We start from the raw sequence: 22336 nt of genomic DNA on the forward strand, positions 1-22336 counted from the left end.
TTATTTGATTTTACTAACTAAATTTTCTTTTAACCACTCTCTAATGGTTGTTCTTGTTGTGCTTTCTTCTGTTCTCGGTTCCGTGTCATAAAGGCCATTGCCAATTGCTGTCAACATTTCTGTTAAAGAGATTGCAAAAGCTTCACTCGTATGATGTTCTACCAATAGTGCTTCTATATAGTCCTCTTTTGAAACTTGTTGAAAACGAATAGGCTTTTCCGTTAATTCACTCATTTGTAGAGCAATCTCATTGTAGCTTATATCTGCCGGACCGTGAACCGTAAATCCCTCAACGCCTGCCCAGGTTTTGTCTATTAAAAATTCTACTGCTTTTGATGCAATGTCTTTTACTGCTATTTGCGATGATTTGTAATTTCCGTCAATAGGTAAGAAAAACGTTCCTGATTTTTTTAGAGAAGCAATCTGATACAAAAGGGTTTCAAAAAATACCGGGCAACGTAATGCTCTTACTGATGCTCCGGATTGGCTGACTATATCTTCGCCTTTGTGTAACGCTGTTATAAGACCTGCCTGCAAATTACTTTCTTTACCGCCGCCTGATAAATAAACAACTCTTTTTGTACCTGCATTTTTAATTGCTTGTGAAGCCACTTTTGCAAAGCTTTCATAATAAATATTTACATCTTCTTGGGTATTACTCTGGGGCACACAAAAATAGAGGGTATCACAACCTTGCAATGCTTTTGTGAATTCATATTCATTTAGCAAAGAACCTGTGGCAACTTCTACTTTTTCTAAAATGTCAGCTGATATTTTTTTAGGATCTCTAACAAAAATTCTAACCTCTTGTTCCCCCTCTACCAATTGTTGCAGAATCATTGAACCTGTATTACCTGTTGGCGTTGTTACTAAAATCATAATTGAACTTTTAATTGTTTAGTGAAGTACAAAGATGATAAGAGTATATTTTGTAAACATTGTCCTATGTTCACATTTTCAAATCTTTGATTTTAATCTACTTAATGTTTGAGGGGTAAGCCCTAAGTAAGATGCAACAATTTTGTTTGATAGTCTTGTCAACAATTTTGTTTGATCTGTCAAAACCCAACGAACTTTTTCTATTGCTTCTAAACCTTGAAAACAATAAATACGTTCTTGGGATTTTATATAGGCTAATTCTAGAATTTGTCTGTAAATAAAGCCAAACTGTGGAACCGTCTTGACCAAATGAAAGTAGTCGTCACGATTTATAACTAACAATTCCGAAGGTTCGATAGTCTGCATAAATTCGAATGAAGGTTTTTGATTGATTAAGCTTGACAGCGCAGTTCCAAAAGCATCTTCAAAATGAAAATATCTTGTGGCTTCCTCTCCTTCTTTATTAACGCTAAAAAGTCGTATGCAACCTTTGTTTACAAAATAGAAATGTTTACAGATTTCGCCTTCTTCCAACAGAAACTCGTTTCTTTTGGTCTTTTTAGATTTGAAATATGAAAAGATATAAGAAAGTGTCTTATCGTCAATTTCAGTTCTTGATTTAAAATATTTTTCTAATTGTCTATACACTTTAAATGTTTTAGGTTTTATAAAAATAGCAGATAACTGTCAAATTTTCACATTGTATCAATCTTATTTATAACTTTCATAAATTTATTTCTACCACGGCTTTAAAATTTATTATGATCGTTTTTTGATTTTACAATCCTTGTTGTAGAAAATGCAGATAACTCAACACTAATTGTAGAGTCATTGAAAAATATTTTTTCTAAAAACTTAAGATTTTTATTTTGATAAAGTATTTGGGCATTACTATTCCGTTTGCATAATTAAGACCCAGCCATCCGTTAGTATCTTGTTTAAGATAATTTGAAATTTTCTCTTTGAAATTAATTTTTATAATTTGTCTCGAGGACTGGAAGCAACTTTGAGCCATAAGTTATCTTTCTATATTTTTTAAATGATAACAGTAAAGTCTTGTAGAGATTAATCCGTTACAAGACTTTTCCGCAATCAAGGTTAGTTTACAAATTAACCAATTTCTCAGTTATATTAACATTACCTCTCTTAAGATTAAACTGATCAAAGTATTCATACCATCCCCATCTAATCCCAAAGTTTCGAAAGCTTTTGCCAATTCATCAGTTGGGGATTTCCAAATGACAAAGAACTGGTGCTTTATTCCTTGAACAGTATCACTGTCATTTTCACTCATTACTACTACCTCGCCACCCTGCTCAACAAGAGGTTGAGATGAAAGTGCAATTCTTTCAATCGAAACAGTTTCATATGTTAAGTTTAATGTTAGCAGATTACCAAGGTAAACTTTCGCCTGCTTGAGAGAAAGTGCCTGTTGTCCCTTTTTCATCAATCAAGGCTAAAGCAACCCCAGTCTCGGCACCTTGTGCAGGTGTCAATGGCGCTTCATCTGAACCGATAGAAGTTTGTACCCATCCCGGACTTGCAGCGTTTACTTTAATATTGGTTTCCTTAAGTGCATTTGCAAGGAAAACGGTAAATTGGTTCAATGCCGTTTTAGAAGCACTGTACGCATAAGGTTTTAATTGATAAAGCCAATGATTTTCATCGAGATGAGCTCCAAATGAACCAGATACACTGCTGATATTTACGATACGACCCGCGTCACTTTTTTTAATTAGCGGCAACAATGCCTGGGTAAGTTCGACTGTTCCGAAGTAATTGATATCAAAAGTGTCACGAAGTGTTTTCATAGGTACAGATTCCACATTATTGCCGAACCACGCACTGTCAAGAAATACTGCGGCATTATTGATGAGAATATCCAACTTTCCATATTCACGTTCAATGTAGGTTTTTGCATTTTCAATGTCCTGCGAATTACTGATGTCCAGCTTTATAAATTCTACATCCAGAGATTCACCTCGAAGGACTTCTTCAGCATTTTTTCCTTCGGTTTCATTTCTTGCACCTATTAGAACTTTAATATTTTGCTTAGCAAGTTGTCTTACTGTTTCAAAACCAATTCCCTTGTTACCACCTGTAACTAATGCTATTTTTGTCATTTTTAATTATTTTAAAATTATAAGACAAAGGTCGCACTAATGAAGAACTGGTATATAGCGGAATTAAAACCAATCCTTACCAAAATCAAACTTCCAGGTTAAAAAGTGTATTTAATATACTAATCTCTTTTTAGTTTTCGATAATCTGTAGGAGCTATCTTCGTATGCTTTTTGAAAAATGTATTAAAGTGGGAAGGTTCTTCAAAGCCTAATGAATTTGCAATCTCTGCAATATTCCAATTGGTCAGTTTTAGTAGAATTTTTGCTTCCTGTTCGATTCTTGCGTTGATGATATCACTAACGGTTCTTCCTTTTGAAAGCTTCACTTGTCGGTTTAAATAATTGGGATGTAGCGATAAATGTTCTGCAAATTCGCCGGCAGTTTTTAATTTAACAACATCTTGTGAATTGTCTATGGGAAACTGTGATTCCAATAATCTTATAAATGAGCAAGCTATCTCTTCAGTAGTATTGTTTTTCTTGATATAGGACGCTACAGGATCAAGCTTTTGGGCATTGAAAATAAGTTCGAGAAGGTAGTTGCGTTGTAGACTTTCTTTATAATTACCGTTGTCGAGCTTTTCATCGAAAATTTTAGCATAAATATTTGTAAAATTTTCAGCTTGATTATCGGTCAGTGAGTAAATATTTTGTCTGCCTGGTTTGTATATTGGAAATTCTAACAAACGGTGACCACTATTAGTTTTAGTTATAAAATCTTCTTTAAAAATACAGCTTATACCTTTATAAACTCCACTTAATGTATGAATACCAAACGGAATTTTGGAAGTTGTAAATAGTAATGTATTGCCAGTTATCTCAATAGTTTTATCTTCAAATTCAATGCTATATTTTCCTTGTAATAAGGTGGCTGTGTAGAAGGTTTTTCGGGAATAATTGAAGGAAAAAAAATGATTGTTATCTACTTTACTTAAATCGAGAATTTCAAAATTATCAACAAAATTCATCGCGTTTTCTGATGTGTGATTCCCCGTATTTTTAATTGCTATAGTTTTGTCCGATTTAAGTTCCATAATCTAATTTGTTAGTGCTAATTTAACTTAAAAAAACAATTTCTGAGACTTCAAAAGTGTGAAAATGCATTGCAGATGTTCAATTCAGAAAGTTTGATTTCCCCAACGAACTAGGATTTTTTTGACAGTTATTGTGAAGCATTGCTCCAATGTGGAAGAAAGAATGTCTTTTTATACGTAAATCCAGTAAGCATCGCTGTCATCAATAGCATATATGCCAAAGGGTATTTTGTTGGTAGTGAAAAGTAAAGAATTCCCAGAAATCTCAATATTTATATCCTCAAAGACGCCGAGACAATATTGTCAACTTATCTGTTCGCTTTGTTACTTTATTTTTACTACAACCTTTCCCTTTGCTCTTCCACTTGCCACGTGATTTAGAGCCTCATTCGTTTGTGAAAATGGATAAACCTTCTCTACTACAATTTTAATTGTTCCATCTTCAATGAGTTTAGTAATTTGTCCAAGTTGTTTTCCACTTGATTTCATGAACAAGAACTCGTAATCAATACCTTGCCTTTTCGCTTTTTTCCTAACACCGAAACTTAGAAGTGATAATACTGAACGAACGATCCATGAAGCGCCAATTTCTTGTGCAAATGCTGGTGTAGGAGGACCTGAAATAGAAATTATCTTACCTCCTGTTTTTACCACATTTAAGGATTTCTTCAAGGTTTTGGTATCCTGACTATTTAATACCAAATCGTAGTCCTTCAAAATTGTTTCAAAATCCTGCGTTTTGTAATCAATTAAAACATCAGCACCTAATTCTTCAAGCATTGGAAAACTTGCTTTTCCAGCTGTAGTGGCAACAGTAGCGCCTAAATATTTAGCTAACTGAATAGCAATAATACCAACTCCTCCTGACCCTGCCTGTATAAAAACTTTTTGTCCTTTTTTTAATTTCCCTATTTCTACCAAAGCTTGCCAAGCTGTTAAAGCAACGAGGGGAACACCTGCCGCCTTTTCCATAGAAAGGTTTCGGGGCTTCAATGCCAGATCTGTTTCTTCAACAGCTAAGTATTCAGCAAAGGTACCAATGTAATAATCAGAAGGACGGGCGTAAACTTCGTCTCCAATCTTGAACTTTGTTACCCTCGAACCTGTTTCAATGACAATACCGGCCAGGTCATGACCGAGAATGAATGGTGGTTTATAGGGTAAAATCATTTTGAATTCACCGGACAGAATTTTAGAATCCAGCTGATTTAGGCCTGCCGCATAGATTTCAACCATGACCTCATTTTCACGGGGTGTAGGTTTACTAACTTCACGGAATGTTAGCTCCTCTTTCTTTCCATAATTTTGAACTACAAATGCTTTCATAAAAATTTTATTTTTATTGGATAGATTGATAATGTTTTTTCTTATTAACCAATTGATAGGCTTTATCCGGCGCAATTCGATTAAGGAAAAATAATGATTTGGCATCACCTACACGAATTGTGATTGTATCTTTTTCGAGACCTTTAATAAGTTCCTTAACAAACAGACTGATGGACATCTTTTTATCTTTTCTTTCTGCAACCATATCGGTATCTACCAGTGGTGGAAGTAATTCGAAGACCTTCACAGAGCTATTTATAAATTCTAAATGTGATCTCAGAGACTTGGTGTAAAAGGATAACGCCGTTTTTGAAGCTGAATAGGTAGCTTCCAAAACAGAAGGAACAATACTAAGAATTGAAGTGGTATTGATAATAGCAGCTTCATTTCGGGATTTTAGCATGTCCATAAAAAGATTATTTAAACGTATGACTCCAAAATAATTGACTTCCATTTCATAAATCGCTCCTTGTAAATGTTTGTCGCTCGAAATGCCCAAATTCAGTGGAGCTACCCCCACACCTGCATTATTATATAAAATGTCGATGCCACCTAGATCCTTTATTTTTTCAAATAACGCAATTGCGTTCTGTGGGTTTGCAGCATCCGACTGAATGATTGTTAACTCTGGATACTCTTTTTTTGCTTCCTCTAGCTTGAGTAAATTCCGTCCGGTAATAATCACCTTATTTCCGAGAGTCATAAACTTCTTTGCTGCTTCCAAACCAATTCCAGAAGCACCTCCCGTAATCAGTATTGTCTTATTTCTTAAATTCATAATCTTAAAATTTAAAAATGAAATATACCATCATCTCTATTCTAAAAATTGAAAATGATTGGTATTGTTAAATTTACGCATGCATTAATTTAGACATTGCCTCACTGATTGCGTTTGCATAGGTCTTTGCATCTCCTACTGGAATATCAAATAAGTTATTTTCTAATCCAATGAACAGTTCATCTGCCACTTCACTTGGCTGAATTCCTGCCGTCCCACCAATTTCAGCAGAAAATTCTGTATTAACCAAGGGAGGATAAACTTCATAGATCTGGAGATTTTTCTGTTCTTCATAAGTTTGTCTTAAAGCCGTTGTATAACTATGTAATGCTGCTTTAGTTGCTCCATAAGTTGGTAAGAATTTGTGACTTCCATATACTGCTATAGATGATACATTCACCACAGCAGATTCTTCTTTTTCCAATAAGTATGGAATCATTAATTCTGTGAAGTGGATGATTGCAAAATAGTTTGTGTTCATTTCAATCAATGCTCTTTCATGTGCATTGGTTGTTTCACTCAGTAGATATCCAAAAGCTGTTCCTGCATTGTTGATGATAATATTAACATCCACATGATTCGCTTTCAAGTCTTCTGCAATACGAATCCTATCGTCTTCAATTGATAAATCACCCTGAATTGCTACTGCATCTTTTAGTTCTGCTAAAGCTTTATGAAGACGTTCTTCATTACGTCCGTTGATGATAATTTTATTTCCGACAGCATTTAATTTTTTAGCGATAGCCAACCCTATTCCGGCACTTCCGCCACTAATGAATATTGTATTTCCTGTTGTTTTCATTTGATTGAATCTATTTAATATTTAATGATACTTTATTTATGTAATCAGTTATTTTTTGAATTGATTTCTAAAATTCCCCAAAATATACTTTTTAGTATATTTTGAATCAAAAAAAATTACAGCTTATATTGCTTTAATTCTTTCTTAAGGTCTATTATAAGTTCGATCATTAATTTTTGCGAATCCATAGTTCTACTTAAAACAATACCACCTTCCACGGCCGATAATATTTTAAACGCAAAAATGTCCGCATTGAGCTCATCTGAAAATTCACCATTAACAATACCTTCTTTTAAAATATTTGAAATACCTTGCAGGCCGGTTTCCAAAACTTTTGCCACTTTTTTTTTAATGGAAGGAAAATGATCATCTGCTTCAACGGCAGTATTAAAGATAGGACAACCACCAGCAATATAGGTATCAATAGGATTCTTATGAAAATCGAGATACAAAAAAATCTTTTCTTCTGCTGTTTTACCTTGGGAAACAATACCAGCCAGCTTTTGTGACATTTTTTTTAGTGAAAAGTCCACAACCTGTTCGGATAGATCATCTTTTCCATTAAAATGCCCGTAAATACAACCTTTTGTTAATTTCGTCGCTTCCAAAACATCATCTATGCTCACACCAGAAATGCCTTTCTCATTGTAAAGGGGGCTTGCTGTTTCTAAGATAAATAACTTCGTTTTTTCTGCTTTTGTTAGCATCGGTTTTAATTTTACTTTACAAATATACTAAAAAGTATATTTTAGAAACAAACAAAATATACTTTTTAGTATATTTTAATAAATTACAAAACTGATTTCTAATTTTACCAATATATAGCTAGATAATTTAATTGCATTAAACCATCATTAAACACATTCAATTAAGATTAAGATTATATATTAAACAACTTGCTCAATGAATAATTTACTGGAGATACATGCCTAAAACCTTTGGTAGCAAAGGATAAAAACAATAATATTTCAGCAGGAAGCGTAAGCTTTACTCCCTGGTGCGAGAACAAATTGGCATACACACCCTAAAGGTCAGGTTCCCTTAGTAGGATGATAGAATACTTCATCCCCCTGTACCAATGCTAAAGCTAGAATCAGGAAATGGGTAAAAGAAAAAAATAGAATATCATTATACCCTAACTAAATCAGCTTATTTATATATCGTGAATTTATTATGTGTCAGGTTAAATCCAAGATTTTCATAGATATTGATATTCTCAATCCTTTTTTTGTTTGTTGCAACTTCAATACTTTTTAGTTTATTCTCTTCGGCTAAATCCATAATTCTGCGAATTAATTGTCTTCCTATCCCTTTGCCTCTGAAATGTTCTGTAATATAAAACTCTTGGATTTCTCCAACAAGCCCGCAATGATGTAAAAGATTTTGAGTATGCAAGGTTATAAATCCAATTTTTTCATTTTTAATTTCAGCGATTAAGTAACTGTAACTAGGGTTGTCGATATTTTCGCAGAATATTTTCTGTAAGGCTTCTCGATCTAAAATTTCATTTTCAAGATCACATAATGAATGATAAACAAATTCAAAATCATCCCTTTCAATTCTTCTAATATTCATATTTGATTCCATAAAAATTTTAAATAAATATAATAATTCTATTCATCTGATGTTGTCTTTTTCAATAATCGAAAAACACTAATCATGGCAATAATTGAAATATACGAAGAAGTGAAGTTTTAAAAATGTTCGCAGAAAAATGGTTCGAATCTCTCCCTCTGCTGAATCACTAGGAATATTATAATGTCAGATCTTTCTTGTAATTGGATTGAAAAAGATTTTTTAATGTACAATGAAGAAAAACCCAATAGGTTAAATACAAATTCCTTTCTGAAAAAGAAATTAAAATTATTGGTCTTAGCTCCTATTTCACCTTATCGTTATCCTTTCTAAAGGCTATTTTATTTTGTTTTTTCTGAATCTCACTTGTATTACCTATTCACGATCTTTTTTGTAACAAATTCACTGAAAAAGAAATCCTTATAAATACTTCCGATAGGGATTTCGTTTGTACCTATATACACCGTGTTATTATCTACAGAATCGATATACTTAACATTGATAATATAGGACTTGCTTACTCTCACAAACATATTTTTGGGTAATTGGTCATAAATCGTTTTGATATTTATTGCCGTAATTAGTTTCTGATTATCGGTGTGCATCACTACATAATCTTTTAAACCTTGAATAAAAAGTATATTATCAAAATAGACTTTAAAAATTCTTCGCTCTGCTTTCACAAAGAAAAAAGTGTCTGCAACCTGTTCAATATTATTGTCAGCATAATCCGCTTTGAATAATTTGGAGTAAGTGCGGACTTTTTCAACAGCTTTTTGAAAACGCTCTAATTTTACGGGTTTTATCAGATAATCAATCGCATATACTTCATAACTTTCGGTAGCAAATTCAGAATATGCGGTTGTAAAAATTACAAATGTTTCTTTCGGAATGGTTCGGGAAAACTCAATCCCACTAATTCCTGGCATCTGAATATCAAGAAAGATTAATTCAACGGTATTGCGTTCTATAAAATTTGTGACAGCTTCAGGGCTGTTGAATGAGCCTATTAAATCTAAATCATCATTTTGGTTAATCAACATCTCTATGGCTTCTCTTGCTAAAGGCTCATCATCTAAAATAATACAATTCATAATTTTATATATTTACCATACAACGAAAGACTCGTCTGCAATATTTGAATTTTCTTCTCACCACTGATCCTTATTTATCACCATATAAGTTATAGCTGTATGGCCAAGGTTACACAATACTGTTCTGAATCATCTTCGATATTTAAACTATGTGTTGCCGGAAATAAAAGCTCCAGTCTTCGTTTGACATTTACCAATCCCAATCCACCTGTATTATTAAAGCATCTAGATATAGGTTTTGAGTTGATGCATTTAAAGAAAAGTTTACCGTTTCTCACATCGAAATATAGGTTTACATAAGAAGGCTTTGTTGCATCATTGTTGTGCTTGACCGCATTTTCCACAAACGAAATGAACAGCAAAGGAGGAATTTGCAAGCCACGCAAATCTCCTTCTTGTGAAATCAGGAAATCAAAACTGTCTCGTCTCACTTTTTCCAAATTTAAAAAATCTTCTAAGAAATGAATATCCGAAGTCAACAACACTTTATCTCTTGTACTGTCATAAAGTTGGTACCGAAGTAAATCGCTCAGCTTCATTAAAACCTGCGATGCTTTTTCAGGGTCTTTCTTCGTCAGTACATTGGCATTATTCAGCATATTAAACAAAAAATGCGGATTGATCTGGTTTTTCAGCTGTTCCAATTCTGCATAAGTTTTCGATTGCCCTAAATCGTAGATCAATTGCTTATCCATCATCCCTTTCTGAAATAGCTTTATGGAAGAGGAAGCAGCCAGCAGCAGCGCAGTAAGGAAAGAAAAAAGGGGGATGTTCACCCCATGTTCTTTATTAAAAGGATTGAAAAAATAGCCACAAATAGCTACTATAACCAGTATACCAATGACGGATAAACAATATTCAATATTTCTATTCCTGAACAAAAGCTTTGGTACCAGCACATACATATTTATATAGAATAATATAATAAAATATAAAAATATCACGACCGGATTGTCAATTACAGAAGTACTGTTATACAACACGGCACCGATAAAAGCAATGAACAGCAGATTCCGGTATATTCTGCGGTCAGGTGAAATCAGGAAATGAAAAAACAGGTTTTCACTAATAAGCTGTCGATGGGTAAAATCATTCATTTATAAAATTGTATAAAACAAAACTTAACATTTAAGCCTATGGTTTGATCTGCTTCTATACAATAGCAGCAAGTATTATAAAAACGTATGGAACAGGAATTATATTTTGTAGCGTCCCAACATTGTTTCCTATAAAAGATACTACGTTTTGTATAATTACAAAAAAACAGCTATTCAAAGGGGTAGTTTTGTGCTCAAACTACAATTGTTAAATCTATTTTTAAGATGAGATGCAAGATCATTTGTACACTGTTATTTATAACCATTTCATTCGGGGTTCATTCACAGAATAAAGTTACATTGAGTGGAATAATCACCATAAAGACAACCACCGAAACAATACACGGTGCAAACATTTTTATTCCCGAAGCAAAGGTATCAACAGTTACAGATGCGTACGGTTTTTATTCTATTACCCTGCCCAAAAGAGAATATAATTTGATTATAAGCTATGTGGGATTTGAGAATATTGAGGAACGTATCACTTTGATGGAAAATACCAGAAGGGATTTTTCGATGCTTGAAAAAAGCAAAACTATAGATGAAGTCGTGATAAAAAATACTGGTTCAGCAAGCAACATCCGAACACCGGAAATGAGTGTGAATAAACTATCTGTGTCTACCATTAAAAAGATGCCAGCAGTAATGGGTGAGGTTGATATTCTGAAAGCTATTCTGCAGCTTCCGGGAGTCTCCAACGCGCAGGAAGGTGCAACAGGCTTTAACGTTAGAGGCGGTTCAGTTGACGGTAATTTGGTAATGTTAGATGAGGCCGTTGTCTACAATACTTCGCACCTGTTTGGCTTTTTCTCCGTTTTTAATGCAGACATCATTAAAGATCTGAAATTATATAAAGGGGGAATACCTGCTCAATTCGGCGGGCGTACATCCTCTGTTTTGGATATTTACCAAAAAGAAGGAAACAATAAAGAATATCACATAGCAGGTGGAATCGGAGCGGTTTCAAGCAGGTTATCGGCGGAAGGCCCGATTATAAAGGACAAAGGTTCGTTCATAGTTGCTGGCCGCGCTTCTTATGCCCATTTGTTTATGAAACTTGCTGACAATTCCAATTCCGTTTCTTTTTATGATCTGAACGCTAAACTGAATTATAAGATCAATGACAATAACAGGGTTTTTCTTTCAGCCTATTTTGGCAAGGATAAAATGGATTTCAACAATTTTTTCAGCAACAATTATTCAAACTCATTTTTTAATCTTCGTTGGAACCATATCTTTTCCGATAAATTTTTCTCCAACGCATCGGTTATTTACAGCAAGTACGATTATGGGCTGAAGATAAAATATGTTGGTATAGACTGGGTATCAAACATTCGTAATTATAATCTAAAGTACAATTTTACGCATCATCTGTCTGATAGGCTGATTTTGAATTATGGCATCAATTCCATCTACTACCAATTCAATCCCGGCACTATAAAACCTCTGGATGCAACATCCCCTATCAATGCCGATCAGATTGAAAAAAAATATGCCTTGGAAAATGCGGTTTATATTAGTACTGAACAAAGAATCACTGACAAATTATCATTAAATTACGGACTGCGATATAGCAATTTCCTACGATTAGGGGAACAAAACATAAATAATTACACTAATAATGAGGCAGTGGTTTTCAACCCTGATTTACAAATTTATGGGGAAGGAACGCCAACTGGTATTACGCATTATAACAAAAACAAAAAGATTATCAGTTTTGGGAATTTAGAGCCTCGTCTGGCCATTTCTTATGTCATAGATGACAATCAATCCGTTAAAGGGAGTTATAACCGGATGAGCCAGTATATTCATTTAATTTCCAACACGGCTTCCGTCTCCCCACTGGATATCTGGGCACCGAGCGACCAGTACCTGAAACCAGAAATTCTTGACCAGCTTGCATTGGGCTATTTCAGAAATTTCAGCAATGGAAAATATTCCCTTGAAACAGAAGCATTTTACAAAAAAACCAAAAACAAAGCGGATTATATTGACGGTGCCGAATTGATTGCTAACAGAGCCATAGAACAAGTATTACTAAACGGAGAGGCTAGAGCCTACGGACTTGAAGTAATGCTGAAGAAAAACACCGGAAAACTAACAGGGTGGCTTTCTTACACGCTTTCTCGAGCAGAACAACGTACACCGGGAAGAAATGAGGACGAACCCGGTATTAACAATGGCAAATGGTATCGTGCCAATTACAATAAAACGCATAACTTTTCACTTACAGCTACTTATCAACTGACCAAAAAATGGAGTTTTGGTGGCATTTTTACCTACCAGACAGGGAAGGCTGCAACCTACCCCATCGGCAAATATCAGTATCAGGGAATCACAATTGCAAATTACGGAGCGCGAAATGCGAATTCACTCCCATCTTATCATCATTTGGATCTATCGGCAACCTACACCCCAAAACCTGACAACAAAAGAAGATGGAAAGGTGAATGGGTGTTTAGTATTTACAATGTTTACAATAGAAGCAATGCTGCATCCATTATGTTCGAGCAAAACAGAGAAACAGGGGTGAGCGAAGCAAAGAAGATATCAATTTTCGGTATAGTTCCGGGTGTAGCTTACAATTTCAGATTTTAATTCAATACTATGAAAAATAAACTTAAATACCTGGTTATTTCATTCTGTTTTTTTCTTCTGTCTTGCACAAAAGTAATAGAAGTAGATTTAGAAACAGCAGAACCGAAATTGGTAATTGACGCATCGATTGATTGGATAAAGGGTACGACCGGCAGTGAACAGAAAATCAAACTCTCCACCACTACCGGATATTACAGTACCCTATTTCCTACAGTTTCAGGAGCTGATATAGTGATAACAAATTCAGCAAATACTGTTTTTAGTTTTATAGAGACTCCTGGTACAGGAGAATATACCTGTTCTAATTTCCATCCTGTTATCGGGGAAATCTATACATTAAAAGTAGTTTTAAATAAGGAAATTTATACGGCAACCGAAACCTGCATCGGGGTGCCGGATATTGAAAATAATATTGTACAAAATAATACCGGCGGATTTGGAGGTGATGAAGTAGAAATCAAATACTACTATAAGGACAATGGAAATGAAGAAAATTATTATCTCCACCGTATTGTATCACCTGTTTCAATGTTTCCTGATTATAAAGCCCAGGATGACGAGAACAGTCAGGGCAACCTGATGCAGGAATATTTTTCTGACAAAGATCTGAAGGCCGGGGATCTGATAAACATCCGACTGTATGGAATTTCCAGAAGATATTATGATTATTTCAGAAAACTGTTAACAGCATCCGGAGCTGGTGCCGGCCCGTTTCAAACAACACCGGGCTCGGTGAGAGGGAATATCATCAATCAGACCCATTTCGCAAACTTTGCTTATGGTTATTTCAGATTATCAGAAGTGTATGTAAAGGATTATACAATACAGTAATTAATTGGGTTTACAGATATTTTTAAGTAAAAAAACGAAAATTTTATTCTTTAATTAAAAATTTAATTTATCCTATTTTATTATTCTTATCTACATACCTCCAGCCCTAAATCCAAACATGCTGCTGCATGATTCATTTTATAATCTTTATACAATTTTAATAATTCAGTAATGTCTCTAATGCTACTTTTGCCCGACCCAACAAGTACAATCGACAAAAATAGGCGTAAGACTTACCTACTTAAAACGCATATGAATAAGCTGCCAAAATATTGAATCAGTTTTTTATATATTTGTACTTTATGCAAAAACAACGATTCACATATCATACTTTAATGATTGGAATGATTGCCTAATTCCGGCTATTTTGTTTCTTAAATCATCAGCTTGGTAGTCACCATATTACCAATAGTTATTTGTATGCAACAAAGTATTCGGACAATAAAGGATCTAATCAATTTATTTCATCATTTTAAACTAGTCAGTAGTGAATAACTTATCATTATATGGTTGGAACAACAATTTGTTCCAGCTTAAACAAACCTCGCAATACAAAAATCTTTTTCATGGTCGTGTTGCTGCAGTAAACAGAACCAATTATGAAGTTATTGCAGAGAATAATCGACTATTGTGCGAACTATCAGGTAATGTACTGTATGGAAGTCCATCATTTGAACTTCCATGTACAGGTGATTGGGTTATCTTTCAACCTTTTAACGATAACAAAGGAATAATTGTCGATATTTTACCACGCAAACATACATTGTACAGAAGAAAGACCGGTACATTATCCGACAGGCAAGCTATTGCATCATATGTTGACAAAGCATGTATCGTACAAAGCCTTGATGCCAATTTCAACGTTCGCCGGCTGGAACGTTTTATAGTTCAGGTAGTAGAAGAAAATATTCAACCGATATTGATCTTAACTAAATCTGATTTGGAGTTTAACCGCCACCAAATAGATGAATCATTGAAACATATTAGCCGCCAAATGCCAATATTTTTCATAAGCATCCTTTCGCCCGAAACCATATTTCCAGTGCGGGAATCAATCAAGCAAGGGGAAACGATCGTCTTTGTGGGATCATCAGGGGTCGGAAAAAGTTCTTTGATCAACGCACTGTGTGAGCGGACAGTATTTCTTACTTCTGAGATAAGTAAATCCTCAGGAAAAGGGCGACATACCTCAACCCGAAGAGAAATGGTATTGATGGATAGTGGTATTTTGATAGATACGCCCGGCGTTAGAGAATTTGGTTTAGCCGCAGATAATACTGAAACATTAGCAGAGATATTTGATGTTTCAGATCTTGCAAAATATTGTCATTTTCATAATTGTTCCCATGTTAATGAACCCGGCTGTAAAGTTATTGAAGCTGTAAACAGCGGTCTTTTAGAACGGGAGGTGTACAGTAGCTATCTCAAATTACAAAAAGAATCTTTATATTTTTCTATTTCTGAACATGAAAAGCGCAAAAGAGATAAATCTTTTGCCAAAATTTCGGAAGAAGCTAAGAGAATAAAAAAGAAATAACCAATTTAACACAGGTGTTCCACTTTATAATGGAACACCTATTTTAATGATTACTTCTAGTAACCATTGAAATTTATTGGAATGTTAATATATATAGGAATATTAAAAGAATTTTACGGTTGACCGCCGAAGAAACTAGTTTACATAGTTTTTTTGTTTCTACTGCTTGGCGAGTAATATCTCACTTTTATCTAGTTACATTACCTAATTTATGCTCTGCTTGGAGGGACTGACGTGATAAGTTGAAAATTTTTCTTACTTACAAAGTAACCTTGAGATTTTTAATAGAATTACATATATAGTTTAAGAATTCTTGGCTACTAATTAATTTACATTCATCATTAAAAATTGAAGATATGTCTACAATTCCAAAATTCAAAAACAAAAAAGGATCTTCTTGTAGAAGACCCTCTTGGCGGGAGAGGTAGTCCTGTTAAACATTTAATTTTACATAATAAGTATAAAGTGAATACTATGGAGGATGAAGATAAGGTATTCATAACTTTATCCCGTACAGATTTAGCAAATATGGCAGGTATAGCAAATGAAACATTGGCACGCGTACTTCATGATTTTAAAGAGGATCATCTTATTTTGATGGAGGGCCGTAAAATACAACTCTTACATTTACAACAATTGACTCAGATTGCTAATTTTTATTAATGCATGAGCATTTGCTATTAAATCCTATCCGTTTAATGTCAGGTAGCTAAATATCCTTCTATTCGACAGGATTATTCATTATGAAGCTTAATTAGACAGAACATTTAATGATCTTAAAAAAAGTATTCAACTTAGATTGGCATAGTATTCTTATTATATAAAAAAATAACATTATGAATACTATAAAAAAATTAGGATTATTAGCGCTAACCGGATTATTTGTTTTTTCTTGTGCGCCACAATTTAAATCTAATGGAAATCATGGACTTCCACCTGGACAAGTGAAAAAAGTAACCGGAGCAAAATCTGCTAAACAATATGCCCCTGGTCAGTTAAAAAAAAATAGATAAGCGATATTATATACTGAGTATAATCTCACTGATTTTTCTCTTATTTAGTAAGGTGTAATCGATTTCAAGACCTATACAGCTTTGGATGGTCTGCGTCTCACTTTCCATGATTGCAATTAGAGAAGCAGGACAGTCGGAAATCAGACATGCAGTCTCCGCAAAAACATCAAATTGAGGGTCTTTGCCCAAGTTAAGGAGATCAAAAAATTCTAGCTTTTTCAATCTTCCTATCTCATTATCTGGAATGATATTCTTCATCATATTAGCCACTAAATTATTTAAAAATAAATAAATATCATTATAATATTTATACAAATACTTTATATAAATATAGTTTCATTATGGAATACCATAAATCCTATATATTTTCTATAACTATGTAAATATGTTAATACACTTTACACTCCATTTTATAAAAGTTATTTAATATGATTTATGTATTGTCATTGAACAATGTCAGGTCTTTTTTAATATTTAAAGTTTTATATTTTTGCTTTATTGCAACCCATATGTATAAATAAAGAATTCATTTACCTACAAAAGAAATTTTTACTTATGAAGCTACCTACTGAAATAGAAGACCGCTATCTAAAAGAAGTTCTTGCTAATACTTCCATAGAAAGCCTAGCAGGTGAAGAATGGAAGCCTATTGAAAATTTTGAAAACTATGCGATTTCCAACTACGGACGGATAAAAAGCCGAGAACGATGGGTTACAAATCCGAATGGAGTAAAGCGAAAAGTGCTGGATAGCATTAAAAAACCACATGTTTTCAGGTATTTTAATAAATATTTGAAGACTCATTTTTATAATGTAAGATGTACCCTTTCACTCGAAGGAAAAAAACATGGAAAATCAGTACCTCGTTTAGTTTATTACCATTTTGTTGAAAAATTTGATGTAAATGATAACTCATTTTTTATATCGTTTAAAGATGATAATCGATTTCATGTACATTCTAGTAATTTAGAGAAATTATCCGTAAGTGATGTTCATTACAAAACATTGAGATCCGGCAGAGGCAATAAAGGTGATTATGAACAGGCAGTAAACCAATATACTCCTACTGGTGATCTTGTTGCTTCTTTTGAAAGCATTTACGACGCGAGTGAAGCTCTTGGTATTTCCCACACCAACATCCTACCTGTAATTAACAGAAAAAGACTGACTGCCGGTAAATTCCGGTGGTTTCCAAAAGAATATACACCTACAAAAGAAGACTTCAAGTGATCTCATATAATCAGTAATCATAATCCTGTTGTTCTTTCTACTGTCAGGGTAGCATGATATTCCGTTACTTTGAAAAATAAGAAATCGAAGGGGTTTTAAACTGACTGTAAAAGTCCATAAAGAAACTGGTAAATGAGTCCTGATCAGCATTAATATGGATCATTTGTCGGGAAGCTTTATTTTCAAATGGTATTTCTTTAATATTATCATCCTTTTTCGGCTCGGTACATTCAAATGTATATTTGCCTTAGTTTTATACAATACTTTTTTAAGAGATCTTAAGTTTGAAGGATTGAAACCCATCGAGAACTATATATTCCGTTCCTTCTAAAAATAAAAGAAATTACCCCTAAGGGTAATCTCTTTTACTTTTAAAACAAACATCAAAATAATTTAAGGCTTTTGCTAAAAAAGATCTAATTCTCGCAAAAATTATTTAGAATCGTACAAGCATCATTATTAAATTCAGAACAAGAGAAAACATCGTTAAAAAAAATAAATCTCTTGAAAACCTTCCCTTTATTTTATAGATATGGTCCAGGCCAAAAGATATCCCCAAAAACAATAATCCAGCAACTATTAAAAAAATAGTTCTTGTAATAAGGGCAGGAATAAATTCATTCGTAACGATTTCATCCCAATTTTCTTCAGAGCCAATCCAGAGGTTTGACAAGAATACCAAACTAAGAAGTCCAATGGTATATATTGTAGCTTTTAACAATATATAGGTGTTGTTTTTATTTGTGTGTCCCATCCTGATTATAAATTATATCGTCATCAATTCTAATAAAACTTGTTTTGTTTTTTGTAGAAGCACTGTCCTGTGAGGTCCATGTTTTCGTCTTTCCATTTACAGTACCTATATTTTTAGCTGTTCTAACAGTTTTTAAATCTTGTACTTGTTTGAATACTCCTTTATTTCTAGTACTTCCATGAACATAGGTTGCACTCAGGCCCGAATCTACTACTCCAAATTTATCTACTCCTTCAATTTTTTTATTTCCAGTAACCATATCCCCATCATAAACAAGCTGATAAGTTTCTGGCTCTTTGGGAGTTGTAAACTCATCTCCTTCGTCTGATGACAGATGCACAATACTACTCACCTTATATCCTTTATCCAAAAGATATTTTGCTATTCCTGCTCCATAAGCTGATCCTTCACTGTGTGTCACTATTTTAAATGTTTCTCCTTTCGCCATGTTAGCAGTAAGATCATTGATATGATCTTTAGCATATTTGTATCCTGCATCATATCTATCCTGACCACTCATATCACCACCCATAAATGATGATCCATCGATAAAATTAGATGCTTTTATTTCAGCAAAATCATCAAAGAAAACCTTTGCTTGGAAAGGGAATCCATTACCCCAGTAATCTTCTCCCGCTCTGTCCGATCCTAAAATATATCTTCCTACATAGCTGCGTTGGTAATGACCATTGACAAATAATATTTTCTTTCCATCAGGGTCAATTGCATTCACAGGGTTATTGGCTACATATGAATAGGGTGAAACGCTCTCATACTTATTCATCAAAGGATCAAGTACACCCCATCTTGCTATATCAGGCATATAAAATCTTGCTCCATAATCATACATCCCGCTGCCTTCTAATTCTTTCCCATTATATTTATAATTATTATAGGACCCTGCCATATAAAAAGCTGTACCCGTATTTAAATGGTTCATACCAAATGGATAATAATCATTTACATCTTTTATCCTGATAAAGTCTCCGTTTTTAGCAAAATTCATACGTATGTTTCCCAAGTGATCTTTATACTGATAAATATACTGATCTCTGAGATAATCATAATATCCTTCTGCTGTAGGAAAAAATTTAAGATCAGGAGTTTTTAATGCAACTGGAATAAGACCACCACTTCCTATTGGTGGGTCTATCCCTGGTTCTGTAATTCCGGGATCAATAATCTGATCTCCTAGTGTAAAAGCCTGCTGTTGCTGAGCATATTTACTTTTTTCTAATATAGCAGATAGAATTTCTGTGCTCCCGCCACCATTATCGTTGTTCGTAACACTTTTCAGATACTGAAATCCATCCAGATATTCAGTAGTTTCTGTCACAGTATAACAATTAATGATACCACATTCCATGCTTGGCGAAATTTTTTGCAGTTTCATTCCATCTGCTCTGTAAAGATAAGACGTTCCTAAAGGGTCTATCCCACCATATACTATCTTATTTGGAAGATTAAGATAATTGTATGATATTTTACTGATATTCTTATCAGACATTTTCAACATATTCCCGTTGGCATCGTAATCGATACTTCCACCACCACCCTCATATCCTGTAGGATTATTGGAATGATCATTAATCTTGGTGATTTTATTGCCGAAATTTAAATGATCATAAATATATTCCAAGTTATCAATAGTTGTAGGAGTGGTGCTATTTGTATTCTCTATAACGGAAGTCCTATATAAGTTGGTGATATTTCCGTTTAGATCATATTTCACAGCCTCTATGCTTTCTTTACTATTGGGGTTAACAGGATTTTGATAATAACCTGCAGTCATTCTGTCAAGGCCGTCATAAGCATACCCATATCGTTTTGGTGTCAAAGATGGCATTTCACCCAGTAAAGATATTGATCTCCAATCTACTTCAGAGATACTCCCGTTATATCGTGGTTTTACATCCTTTCCAGAAAATAAAACAGGATCGGGATTTGTTATCCCATCTTTCTGATTATATTTTATCTTATAGGAAAATAACTTCCCACCTAAATCGGGTAATGCCATCTGAGCTGGATTAATATCTGTCATCCATCCTCTTATATTATATGCATAATCTATGCTTTGAAGATTATTACCAACTGTTTTATTGGATAATTGAGAAAATTCATTGTAGGTATTTTTAGTCAAGAGTTCCTCTGGTCTATCATCTACTTTATGCCAATGCTCTTTCAACCTATTTTGTCCATCGTAGATGAAACGTTCTTTTATAGCAACTCCATTTTCTCCCTGCCTTCTGACATGATTGGTGTTTTTAGCAATAACAACTCCTGAAAAATCTAACTGAATATTTGTATTCGTATATCCTCCCAGGTGATTGTCTAGACTTGTCCCTATAATTCTTCCTTTCATATCATACCAAACGTAACTCTTTGTCCACGAATCATCTTCAATATTCTTTATATATGAAGCTGTTTTCATACCTTTTGTACTTGTAATACTTCCAGGGGTATCTTGTGGCAATACATTTTGTCCTAAGATCTGAGCCGGTACTGATGGAGAGCCTACAGGATAGCTATCATAATAATTAATACTTAAGACCTGACTGACATTGGTAGGAGTGGAAAGCTTAGTATAATATATAGGCATACCATTTGATGTCAGTCCTGCCGTAGCAATCCGAGTCTCATATAAATTATTATTCAGATTGGCACTGTTTTGCATCGATACCCTGCTGGACGTATTATTTGTGATCCCTGTGTAAACGACTCTTCCAAACTGATCATATTTTGTAAAAAGCCATTGTCCTTTTCCCTTAAGCAAAGTATCCTGGGTAAGGATAAGCTGATCAGCCTTGTTATACACCATATACTCTAAACCCATTCCTGGATTTTTTCTCTCTACCATACGGTTTTTATCATCATATTTAAACTGATAACAAAGCTGATCTAATACGGCAGGAGAAAAATTAAGTGCAGAAGCATTGGGCGGAATAACGTAAGCTAGCTGATCATACTCGTTATACACGTAATAAGTATCTGCACTTTCTGAATCGCTAATTATTCTTTTAAGTAAAATAAGCCGCCCTCCTGCATCTTTAAATTCAATAGTTTTATTGTTATCCTCATCAGTAATAATGTTTTTGTATAGCTGATTGGCACCATATGTACCTGATTGATCAATAGCTGATTGGAAAGTGGAATAGTCAAAAGATGCAGTATATTTTTTAACCTCGCCATCAGTATTTGTATTATACTCAAATTTTACAGGCTTTGCTGACCACGCATTACCTACTTGAGTTTCCTCTAAAACCCTGTTCAATGGAGAAGCTTCAAATTTTTTCTCTGACGAAATTTTTTCATTTGCATAAACACCAGATTGCGAGGCATTGCTTAGCGGATTCGTATGTATGCCACCATTAAGTGTTACCTGCTGAGGAACGGGAAGATAACTTAATGTTTGATTACCAAAGCTATCATATTCAATATGGGCCACAACATCTTTACTACCCGGTGTTGCTTTTACGCTTACAATTTGTTTGGGCCTCCCCAATGCATCAAAATACTGAACTTCATGAATTTGCCGTGCATCAGAACTAGTAGAAGAAACCGGTTCTAGATAGGTTCTTGTCTGTATATAAGCTTCTCCCGAAGTTTGTGCATATGCCAGACATGAAGTAAATAAAAAATATATTGAGGTTATGTTTTTTTTCATG

At 34.0% G+C, this 22336-nt stretch carries 21 protein-coding genes; 6 read left to right on the forward strand and 15 right to left on the reverse strand.

Features of this window, described 5'->3' with window-relative positions; all coding sequences use genetic code 11:
- The 12 genes from J7E44_RS04555 to J7E44_RS04610 form a co-directional block, all read right to left on the reverse strand.
- Positions 1 to 879, reverse strand: coding sequence for an NAD(P)H-binding protein (locus J7E44_RS04555; RefSeq protein ID WP_214826018.1), 879 nt, complete (start codon positions 877 to 879; stop codon positions 1 to 3).
- Between the two features lie 78 nt (positions 880 to 957).
- A complete protein-coding gene (locus J7E44_RS04560) occupies positions 958 to 1527 on the reverse strand; it encodes a Crp/Fnr family transcriptional regulator (protein ID WP_214826019.1) in 570 nt (189 codons plus the stop codon).
- Between the two features lie 478 nt (positions 1528 to 2005).
- Positions 2006 to 2326 carry a DUF6616 family protein gene (locus J7E44_RS04565; RefSeq protein WP_214826020.1) on the reverse strand — a complete coding sequence of 107 codons (321 nt, stop codon included), beginning with the start codon at positions 2324 to 2326 and terminating at the stop codon, positions 2006 to 2008.
- On the reverse strand, positions 2271 to 3002 hold the full coding sequence (locus J7E44_RS04570; RefSeq protein ID WP_214826021.1) for an SDR family oxidoreductase: 732 nt from the start codon (positions 3000 to 3002) through the stop codon (positions 2271 to 2273). Before J7E44_RS04570 ends, J7E44_RS04565 begins: the two co-directional genes overlap by 56 nt.
- Before the next feature lie 119 nt (positions 3003 to 3121).
- A complete protein-coding gene (locus J7E44_RS04575; RefSeq protein ID WP_214826022.1) occupies positions 3122 to 4036 on the reverse strand; it encodes an AraC family transcriptional regulator in 915 nt (304 codons plus the stop codon).
- 324 nt (positions 4037 to 4360) lie between these two features.
- Positions 4361 to 5362, reverse strand: coding sequence for an NADP-dependent oxidoreductase (locus J7E44_RS04580; protein ID WP_214826023.1), 1002 nt, complete (start codon positions 5360 to 5362; stop codon positions 4361 to 4363).
- A gap of 13 nt (positions 5363 to 5375) precedes the next feature.
- Positions 5376 to 6140, reverse strand: coding sequence for an SDR family oxidoreductase (locus J7E44_RS04585; RefSeq protein WP_214826024.1), 765 nt, complete (start codon positions 6138 to 6140; stop codon positions 5376 to 5378).
- Positions 6141 to 6213: 73 nt separating this feature from the next.
- On the reverse strand, positions 6214 to 6942 hold the full coding sequence (locus tag J7E44_RS04590) for an SDR family NAD(P)-dependent oxidoreductase (protein ID WP_214826025.1): 729 nt from the start codon (positions 6940 to 6942) through the stop codon (positions 6214 to 6216).
- Positions 6943 to 7058: 116 nt separating this feature from the next.
- Positions 7059 to 7649, reverse strand: coding sequence for a TetR/AcrR family transcriptional regulator (locus J7E44_RS04595; RefSeq protein WP_214826026.1), 591 nt, complete (start codon positions 7647 to 7649; stop codon positions 7059 to 7061).
- 442 nt (positions 7650 to 8091) lie between these two features.
- Entirely contained in the window at positions 8092 to 8517 is a 426-nt protein-coding gene (locus J7E44_RS04600) for a GNAT family N-acetyltransferase (protein ID WP_251040473.1), read from the reverse strand.
- 371 nt (positions 8518 to 8888) lie between these two features.
- Positions 8889 to 9611, reverse strand: coding sequence for a LytR/AlgR family response regulator transcription factor (locus J7E44_RS04605; protein WP_214826030.1), 723 nt, complete (start codon positions 9609 to 9611; stop codon positions 8889 to 8891).
- 89 nt (positions 9612 to 9700) lie between these two features.
- A complete protein-coding gene (locus J7E44_RS04610; RefSeq protein ID WP_214826031.1) occupies positions 9701 to 10708 on the reverse strand; it encodes a sensor histidine kinase in 1008 nt (335 codons plus the stop codon).
- Between the two features lie 225 nt (positions 10709 to 10933).
- Between J7E44_RS04610 and J7E44_RS04615 the strand changes: the two genes are divergently transcribed.
- From J7E44_RS04615 to J7E44_RS04635, 5 genes are all read left to right on the forward strand, one after another.
- Entirely contained in the window at positions 10934 to 13306 is a 2373-nt protein-coding gene (locus tag J7E44_RS04615) for a TonB-dependent receptor (RefSeq protein WP_214826032.1), read from the forward strand.
- A gap of 9 nt (positions 13307 to 13315) precedes the next feature.
- Positions 13316 to 14137, forward strand: coding sequence for a DUF4249 domain-containing protein (locus J7E44_RS04620; RefSeq protein ID WP_214826033.1), 822 nt, complete (start codon positions 13316 to 13318; stop codon positions 14135 to 14137).
- Positions 14138 to 14624: 487 nt separating this feature from the next.
- Positions 14625 to 15674 (forward strand): ribosome small subunit-dependent GTPase A, encoded by a 1050-nt coding sequence (gene rsgA / locus J7E44_RS04625; RefSeq protein WP_214826034.1) that lies wholly within the window; start codon positions 14625 to 14627, stop codon positions 15672 to 15674.
- 348 nt (positions 15675 to 16022) lie between these two features.
- The gene (locus tag J7E44_RS23885; protein ID WP_251040474.1) at positions 16023 to 16337 is read left to right on the forward strand and encodes a helix-turn-helix domain-containing protein; all 315 of its coding nucleotides are present in this window, start codon (positions 16023 to 16025) and stop codon (positions 16335 to 16337) included.
- Positions 16338 to 16510: 173 nt separating this feature from the next.
- A complete protein-coding gene (locus J7E44_RS04635) occupies positions 16511 to 16687 on the forward strand; it encodes a hypothetical protein (RefSeq protein ID WP_214826035.1) in 177 nt (58 codons plus the stop codon).
- A gap of 6 nt (positions 16688 to 16693) precedes the next feature.
- Here J7E44_RS04635 and J7E44_RS04640 read toward each other — a convergent pair whose 3' ends face one another.
- Positions 16694 to 16948, reverse strand: coding sequence for a hypothetical protein (locus J7E44_RS04640; protein ID WP_214826037.1), 255 nt, complete (start codon positions 16946 to 16948; stop codon positions 16694 to 16696).
- A 294-nt stretch (positions 16949 to 17242) separates the two neighbouring features.
- On the opposite strand from J7E44_RS04640, the gene J7E44_RS04645 reads away from it, so the two are divergent.
- On the forward strand, positions 17243 to 17917 hold the full coding sequence (locus tag J7E44_RS04645; protein ID WP_214826039.1) for an NUMOD4 domain-containing protein: 675 nt from the start codon (positions 17243 to 17245) through the stop codon (positions 17915 to 17917).
- Between the two features lie 436 nt (positions 17918 to 18353).
- Here J7E44_RS04645 and J7E44_RS04650 read toward each other — a convergent pair whose 3' ends face one another.
- Positions 18354 to 18671 carry a hypothetical protein gene (locus J7E44_RS04650; RefSeq protein WP_214826041.1) on the reverse strand — a complete coding sequence of 106 codons (318 nt, stop codon included), beginning with the start codon at positions 18669 to 18671 and terminating at the stop codon, positions 18354 to 18356.
- Positions 18655 to 22335, reverse strand: coding sequence for a DUF6443 domain-containing protein (locus J7E44_RS04655; protein ID WP_214826043.1), 3681 nt, complete (start codon positions 22333 to 22335; stop codon positions 18655 to 18657). The genes J7E44_RS04650 and J7E44_RS04655 overlap by 17 nt, the downstream gene beginning before the upstream one ends.
- Position 22336 lies beyond the last annotated feature (1 nt).

It is taken from the genome of Chryseobacterium sp. ISL-6 (assembly GCF_018613715.1).
GTDB lineage: Bacteria > Bacteroidota > Bacteroidia > Flavobacteriales > Weeksellaceae > Chryseobacterium > Chryseobacterium paludis.